This window comes from Dokdonella sp. (assembly GCF_039926425.1).
Taxonomy (GTDB): domain Bacteria; phylum Pseudomonadota; class Gammaproteobacteria; order Xanthomonadales; family Rhodanobacteraceae; genus Dokdonella_A.
The window spans coordinates 1-7,895 of record NZ_JBDSWZ010000003.1; the positions used below are offsets into that span (position 1 = coordinate 1).

The 7,895-nt window shown below is 63.4% G+C and carries 5 protein-coding genes; 2 read left to right on the forward strand and 3 right to left on the reverse strand.

Going from position 1 to position 7,895, the window contains the following annotated elements; genetic code table 11:
• Both ABIV12_RS00045 and ABIV12_RS00050 read right to left on the reverse strand, forming a co-directional pair.
• A partial coding sequence (locus tag ABIV12_RS00045; RefSeq protein ID WP_348054938.1) for a TatD family hydrolase occupies positions 1–196 on the reverse strand: 196 nt, incomplete at its 3' end.
• A 10-nt stretch (positions 197–206) separates the two neighbouring features.
• Entirely contained in the window at positions 207–1,679 is a 1,473-nt protein-coding gene (locus ABIV12_RS00050; RefSeq protein WP_348054941.1) for a hypothetical protein, read from the reverse strand.
• Between the two features lie 187 nt (positions 1,680–1,866).
• Between ABIV12_RS00050 and ABIV12_RS00055 the strand changes: the two genes are divergently transcribed.
• Complete coding sequence (locus ABIV12_RS00055) at positions 1,867–2,754, forward strand: acyltransferase (RefSeq protein ID WP_348054943.1); 888 nt, start codon at positions 1,867–1,869, stop codon at positions 2,752–2,754.
• Positions 2,755–3,158: 404 nt separating this feature from the next.
• The gene (locus tag ABIV12_RS00060) at positions 3,159–6,878 is read left to right on the forward strand and encodes a hypothetical protein (RefSeq protein WP_348054945.1); all 3,720 of its coding nucleotides are present in this window, start codon (positions 3,159–3,161) and stop codon (positions 6,876–6,878) included.
• A gap of 139 nt (positions 6,879–7,017) precedes the next feature.
• Here ABIV12_RS00060 and ABIV12_RS00065 read toward each other — a convergent pair whose 3' ends face one another.
• Positions 7,018–7,698: a 2OG-Fe(II) oxygenase gene (locus tag ABIV12_RS00065; protein ID WP_348054947.1), complete on the reverse strand. Its 681-nt coding sequence runs from the start codon at positions 7,696–7,698 to the stop codon at positions 7,018–7,020.
• Positions 7,699–7,895 lie beyond the last annotated feature (197 nt).

Consider the following 7,895-nt stretch of genomic DNA (forward strand, 5'->3'; position numbering starts at 1 on the left):
TCGGATGGAGGCCATAGGCCGCGTGAAGCCCGCTGGTCGAGGCGCACAATGCCTTCAATCTGCTGAAGCCGGAGAGTGCGACGGCCGGCACGATCTGCACGCCGACGCCGGCCAATCGCGCTCGCGCGATCACCGCGTCGCGGTCGCCGTCAAACTCGGCGGCATCGAGATGGCAATGGGAGTCGATCACCAGCATTCCGAACCCTTCACCGGCGTTGTGAACCGTGCAGAAGTCCAGGCGGAATCGCGTGGGTCGAGTGACCGGGCACGTCGATCATCGTCCCGTCGCCTCCTTGAAGTTCGGTCACGCCGGTATTCGCAGGATCGAGCCAGTCGCGCAGGCGCGACGTTGCGGCGGGTCCATTCCATCCGACGGCGAATCGCCCGTAGCAGTCGGTCGATGCATTCGGCTGGGTTGGCGACGTGCTGCTGCACGCAGCCGCGCCACCGGACAAGGTGCCGATCAGCTGTCGCGCGCGAGTGCCTGATGCCGATGATGCGAACAGGCCTGAACCGGATGAACCGCCTTCGGTGGTTCCTTGCGAATAGGGGCCGGTCATCCAGTGGCTGTCATCGGGGCCGCTACTGGCGATGCAGTTGTAGGTGACGGATGGGGCAGGTCCCGCGGTGATTTTCTTCGCGTCGCCCGAGGGATGGTGGATGCCCACGGTGCCTGACGGGCTGACACCGCTGGCGTCCCAGCCCGCGAAGTAGGGATGCCATGAAGAGTCGGGTGTCTGGGTCAGTTCGACCAGACTGAAGTCGACGTCGGCGCGTGTCGCGCGCAGCGATGCGCCATGCAGGTCGTCATTGAAGAAGCCGCCCGATGGCGCGGACAGGGCACTGCATTGGGTCGACTGATAGTTGAAATAGATCACCATGGACGCCGCCTCGGCGGCGCTGTCGACGCAATGCGCAGCCGACAGGAAATAATTGCGTCGATCGCGCGGGACATCCGCGAGCAGGGTGCCGCTGCACAGGTAACTTCCGTGATCGTCGTCGTCGACGAACTCGTAGTACGCCGCTGACGCGACTTCTTCTGGATAAACCTGCCCCAGCGGGCACGCGACGTTGACGTTGCAGGCGCCCGAGGTCCCCGGACCAGTGCCCGATTTCTCCCGTCTGAAAAGATCGCGGAAGCCGACGCCGACGCGTGTCATCCGGACCACAACAACATCCGTTTGCACGGCTTCCGGAACGCGCAGTTCGATCGTTGCGACGTCGCCGGCGATCACGGGTGAGTCGAATCGACCGTCGGGCGCATCCGCACGCGTATAAGGTCCCTGGTAGGTCTGATCCGCGCCGATCAGGTGAAGGGTGGCGCCGTCGGGCAGCACGACGTCGCCGAACTGCATGCGCAAGTCGGTGGCGCCGGGCGCACGAACGCGCATCCTCCACAGATGCGAGCCGTCGGGGAGAGCCTCCCACAGGCCGTTGGCACCGTCGATGGAGACCGCGATGCCGTTTGCGACACGCAGGCGTTTTTCGTGCGGACCGGGTGCCGCCGTCGATTCATCGTCGAGCGCTCGCAAGCCTACGGCATCGACAGGCTCCAGTTCCTCGGTCGGAATCGACAGGCCCACCTTGGCCGGATGCACGATGCTGTACGGTGGTTCCCCATGCCGCGCAAAGACAGCACCGCTGGCCGATGACAGCGCGAGCGCAATGCCAATCCGCACAGCGAACAACCGTCCGCGGGAGTCCGTCCGATTCAAATCGACCAAACGCATCGGGCGTGCCTGTCATCGAGGGAGCGATCGGGGATGGTACTGCGACGGAACCCCATCCGCGTCGGCCACGTCGTCCTCGCCGGCGCGTCCGGCCACGCGGTACCCTGTCCGCTCGTAGTCACCCTCGGTTGAACCGATGCTTGCGTCGTTGCCCTACCTGATCCGCGTGCCGCTGGCGCTCGTGCTGCTCGCGGTGAATCTGCTGTGTCACGTCGTTCCGCTGTTTGCGATGGCGCTGCTCAAGATGCTCGTTCCGATCGACGGCTTTCGGCGAGCATGCGGGCGCATTCTGGTGACGATTGCGGAAAGCTGGATCGCGATCAACAGCGCGATGTTCGCCGTTTTCACCCGTACGCGATGGGCCATCGAGATCGACGCGGAATTGAACGTTCAACGCAATTATCTCGTCTTGTGCAACCACCAGAGCTGGGTCGATATCCCGGTGCTGCAGAAAATCTTCAACCGACGGATTCCGTTTCTGCGCTTCTTTCTCAAGCGCCAACTCATCTGGGTTCCGTTGCTTGGGGTTGCATGGTGGGCGCTGGATTTTCCCTTCATGCGTCGCTATTCGAAGCAGGCGCTCGCGGCCAACCCGGAGTTGCGCGGCAAGGATATGGACGCCACGCGCCGCGCCTGCGAGAAATTCCGGTCGCTGCCGGTGTCGGTGATGAATTTCGTCGAAGGCACCCGGTTCACTGCAGTCAAACATGCTGCGCAGTCATCGCCCTACATTCACTTGCTGAAACCGCGCGCCGGCGGCGTCGCATTCGTGCTCGATGCGATGGGCGATGCGCTGCACGCCATTCTGGATGTGACCATCGTCTATCCCGGCGGACGCCCGGGCATGGGTGACCTGATCGCCGATCGGATCGGCGACATCCGTGTTCACGTGCGCGAGCTTCCGATCGAACGCGACCTTCGAGGCGACTACGAAGGGGATGCCGCTTACAGAACGCATTTCCAGTCCTGGATCAATACGCTCTGGACATCCAAGGACCGGCTTGTGGCGGCGCTGACACGGTAGATCCGCTGTCGTTTTCAGGTCTCCCAGGGATGCGCCGACCATCGTTGGGGAGCGCAACCAAGGGTGGACGGAGGCCAATCGCCGATGAGTCGGGAGCCCGCTCACACGACCGTCGCGCGGTCTCCATGGCCGGGCTGGCCCAACCACCTCTCCAACCCTTGCATTGGCGGGTTTCCACCTCCTTGATCCGCCTTACGGCGGAATTAAATAGCCGTGCGGCGTATGTAAATCCGCCTTAAGGCCTAGTTTTGACTGGGTCTTAGGACTTATGCTCCGTCGGACACCCGGAGGTTGGCGAGGTCCGGGCGGTTGGCCGCGTCGAGAGATCGGCAAGGCCCGGATCGTCTCGTCGGATGCGGATGCATAGGCGACCGCTCGCTGCTTGGCCTTTACAGGGGACTTCCGTGAAATCTTTCAGGCTGCATTTCGGTTGGCGCGTTGTGGTTGCGGCGTCGGGATTGCTCGGCGCGATGTCGGCACCCGCGGCCTCTTCCAAACCCGATCAGGACACACCGGATCAAGGGATGGTTTCCGGTACGTCGTATCAGAACGATGTGTCGTTGCCCCTTTACTACCTCCCGGCATGGAATGGCGAACCCGCCGACGAAGACGCACGTGAGGCGGCGCAGAACCCGAAGGTTCCCAATCATCATGTCGACGTGACCGATCCGGTCATCCAGCACACGCAGTCGCCGATCTCGGCGATGCCGTTGTCGATCCTCAGCTTCGACGGCATGGGGCCCAGTTGCGGTTGTGCACCGCCTGACACCAATGGCGAAGTCGGCGCGACCCAGTTCGTGCAGATGACCAACTCCGGCTATCAGGTCTACAACAAGACCACCGGGGCATCGGTGCTCGGGCCACTGGCCACGTCGGCAATCTGGGCAGGGTTCGGCGGCGTGTGCGAGACCAGCGGTCACGGCGACCCGATCGTGCTTTATGACCAGCTTGCACAGCGTTGGCTGATCAGCCAGTTCGCCGGCGGCAGCACGATCACCGACGAGTGCGTCGCGATCTCGACAACCAGCGATGCGACCGGCTCGTACAATCGCTACGGCTTCCATCTCGGTTCGAATTTCTTCGACTACCCGCATCTCGGCATGTGGCCCGACGGCTACTACATGAGCATGAACGTCTTCAACGCGTCGGGCACCGCGTACCTGGGTCCGCAGCCGTTCGCGTTCGACCGTGCGGCAATGATCGCCGGAACACCGGGAGCGACGTTCGTTACCACCGCAGCACCACTGGGCGCGACGGAAGCGCCGTTCCTGCCCGCTGATCTCGACGGCAATACGTTGCCGCCGATCGGAGCGTCAAATCCGTTCGCGCAGTTTCCTGACGGCGGAACCTACAAGGTTTACCGCTTCCATTCCGATTTCGCGACGCCGGCCAATTCGACCTTCTCGCTCGCCGGAAGTCCCGCCGCCGCTGGTTTCACGACGTTGTGCGACAACACGCGCGCGTGCGTCCCGCAGTCCGGCGCCTCCGCAGGCGACTTCCTCGATGCGATCGGCGACCGCCTGATGTTCCGGCTGGCCTATCGCAATTTCGGCAGTCACGAATCGCTTGTCGGCAACTACACCGTGAGCGCGAGCTCGGTGGCGGGTATCCGCTGGTTCGAATTGCGCAACGTGACCTCCGGAACGGTCAGCGTGTTCCAGGAGAGCACCTACCAGCCCGACACGACCTGGCGCTGGATGGGAAGCGTGGCGATGGATACGCAGGGCAACATGGCGCTGGGTTACAGCGCGTCAAGCAGCTCGATCAATCCACAGATCCGCTACGCGGGAAGACTCGTCGGCGATCCCGTCGGCACCTTGCCCCAGGCCGAGGCCCACCTCATCGATGGCGGCGGACACCAGTCGGGAACCGGCAATCGCTGGGGAGACTACAGTGCGCTGTCCGTCGATCCAGTCGATGACTGCACATTCTGGTTCACCAGCGAGTACTACTCGACCACCGGAACGTTTGGCTGGAAGACGCGGATCGGCAATTTCAAGTTCCCGGGATGTTCGCTGTCGCCCGGCTTCACGCTGGCTGCGACACCGCCAACGGCATCAGTGTGCGTCGGAACACCGGCCACCTTCAGCGTGGCGGTCGGCTCGACAGTTGGTTTCAACAGTCCTGTCACGTTGGCGGCCACCGGCAATCCAGCGCCAACCACGACCGGGTTCTCGCCCAATCCGGTGACGCCGCTCCCGGGCAACAGCACGTTGACTGTGAGCAACACGGCTGGCGTCGCCAGCGGAACTTATCCAGTACAGATCAACGGAACCGCGACAGGTGCAACGGCGCAAAGTGCAACCGTCAACCTGACCGTGTTCGCGTCGCCGCCAGCAGCGCCGACGTTGACAAGCCCGGCCAACGCATCCAATGGGCAAGCGGTGCGCCCGACGTTTTCGTGGACCGGCAGCAACACGGAAAACTACACGATCCAGGTCGCCACCGATGCGGGCTTCGGCACAATCGTCTTTACCCAGACGGTGACCGGAACGCAGGCCACTCCATCGGCGGACCTCGGGCCCAACACCGTCTACTACTGGCGCGTCACTCCGGCGAACGCCTGCGGCGCCGGCACGTCATCGCCGGTCTTCACGTTCACCACGGCCAACCTGATCTGCACCAGTCCGAATCTCGCGATTCCGGACAGCGTAGCGGCCGGCGTGACCAGCACACTGGTGGTATCGGACGCGTCGGTGCTGACCGGGTTGAAGTTGCAGATCAAGGCAAGTCACACGTGGGTCGGCGATCTGAAATTCACGCTGTCGAAATCTGCGAGCAGCTCGGTCGTCATCGACCGTCCGGGTGTGCCGGCCAGCGTCAACGGATGCAATGGCGACGACATCAATGTCACGCTTGACGATGGTTCGGCGGTTCTGGTCGAGAACCAGTGCAACGCGTCCGCGCCTGCAATTTCCGGCGTCGACAAGCCCAATAATCCGATTGGTCCGGTCTTCGCAGGGCAGTCACTTGCCGGCACGTGGAATCTCAACGTGGCCGATCTTGCCGGAGGCGATACCGGCACGCTGATCCAGTGGTGCCTGATGCCACAAACCTCCAGCGGTGCGACGTATACAGTGGGCGGCAACGTCAGCGGCCTCGTCGGCACCGGTCTTGTCCTCAAGCTCAACGGCTCCGAGAACCTTCCGGTTTCGACCAACGGCAGTTTCACGTTCGCGACGGCGTTGGCGAATGGCGCGCCGTATGCGGTCACTGTCGGCGCCCAGCCGGGTTCACCGGCCCAGACCTGCACCGTGAGCAACGGCAACGGAACGATCGGTTCGGCCAACGTCACGAACGTTGCGGTGACGTGCGTCACGACGCCGCCTCCGACGTTCACGGTCGGTGGTAGCGTCAGTGGGCTGGCGGGCACGGGTCTCGTGCTGCAACTCAACGGCGGGAGCAATTTGTCGATCTCCGCCAATGGGTCGTTCACGTTTACCGGTGGGCTGGTGACGGGATCACCCTACGTGGTGACGGTGGGTACCCAGCCGGCGTCGCCGGCTCAGGTCTGCACCGTGAGCAACGGCAGCGGAGCGATCGGATCGGCCAACGTCACCAACGTTGCGGTCTCGTGCTCGACGACGACGTACACCGTCGGCGGCACGGTGAGCGGATTGGCAGGAGCCGGCTTGACGCTGCAGCTCAACGGTGGCAGCACGCTGCCGGTGAGTGCGAACGGGACCTTCACGTTCTCCGGCGCACTGGCAGGCGGGTCGCCTTATACCGTCACCGTCAGCACCCAGCCCACGGCACCCAGCCAGGTCTGCACGGTCGCGAATGCGACGGGCGTGATCGCGACGTCGAACGTGACAAACGTGACGGTGACGTGCGCCACGAGTTCGTTCACCGTCGGGGGGACCGTAAGCGGACTGGTCGGTTCCGGACTGGTGCTCCAGCTCAACGGTGCCGGCAACATTGCGGTCGCTGCGAACGGCTCGTTTACCTTCCCGACGCCCCAGGCGAGTGGAACGGCCTACGTGGTCACGGTCGGCACGCAGCCGACCAACCCGACCGAGCTGTGCACGGTCTCCAACGGCTCGGGGACTGTGGGTTCATCGAATGTGACCAATATCGCCGTCACGTGCAGCGACACGATTTTCAAGGACGGATTCGAGGGTTGACGCAAGGAACGATGCCGCGCTGTCTGCGCGGCATCGTTCCGAGATCCCGACGCCGGGCTTGCCGACGAGGAATCGCCGGAAACCCGGCGTTTTTCGTTGAAGGTTCTTCGGTTGCGCCCGCGGACACGGTGCGCTCGCTTCAGTCCTTGTGCGCGGCGCTGCGATCGCGGTCGGAACCGAGGCGACGGTCGACTGCTCCGAAGAGTTTCTTGAACAGACGCGAGAATTTCCCACGTCTGGTCTTGCGCAGCTTCTCCGCCTCGCTGGTCAGCCAGGCGACCTGGATGACGCGACGTTCGCCTTCGTGTGGCAGATGGCCATGGAACGAATTGTCGGCGCGGCGGAACGCGGCAAGCGTGCCGTAGATCGGGCGAACCTCGTCGATGACCAGCGCATCGATGTCGTCGATGCGCTCGAGGAAACGCAGGCAGCCTTCGCTGATCGGCGGCCAGTCGTCGTTGAGGTAGAGAAGCGCGGTGGCGATCTTCGAACGGCTGTCGGTCTGGATCGTGCCGTGGCGCAGGTTGAGCGATCGACAAATCGTCACGAGACTTGGATGGGATGCGAGATCCGGCAGTCCGAGGCGCGCACCGATCGCATCGGCAAGATCGCTGGAAACCAGTTGCTCAACAAGGCGGTTGATCGACGGTCCGCAGTCCTTTGCATCGTGCGGAAAGAATCCGGCGCTCGGATAGCGCGGAAAATCGCGTGCGAAATCCAAAGCGCATTCGTCCGGCAATTGCCGGGTCGCGATCAAGAATGGAAACGGGTGTGCCCTGACCACGGTATCGCCGCGATCGAGCCGCGTCACGTCGAGCATGTGTTCGTCCGAGCCGCGTTCAAGAGGTTTCAATGTCGCGTTCATCGGTCCGCCGTCGGGGTCGCACAGCACGATTGTAGTCTGCGCGGTGGACACGGCGGCAGCTCGGCCCTAGAATTTCCGCTCGCCTCGACCCACTTTCCTGCCCCACGGTTCTGGATCAACCAGCCGGTGGGCGCTGTCGCACGCGGTCTCGA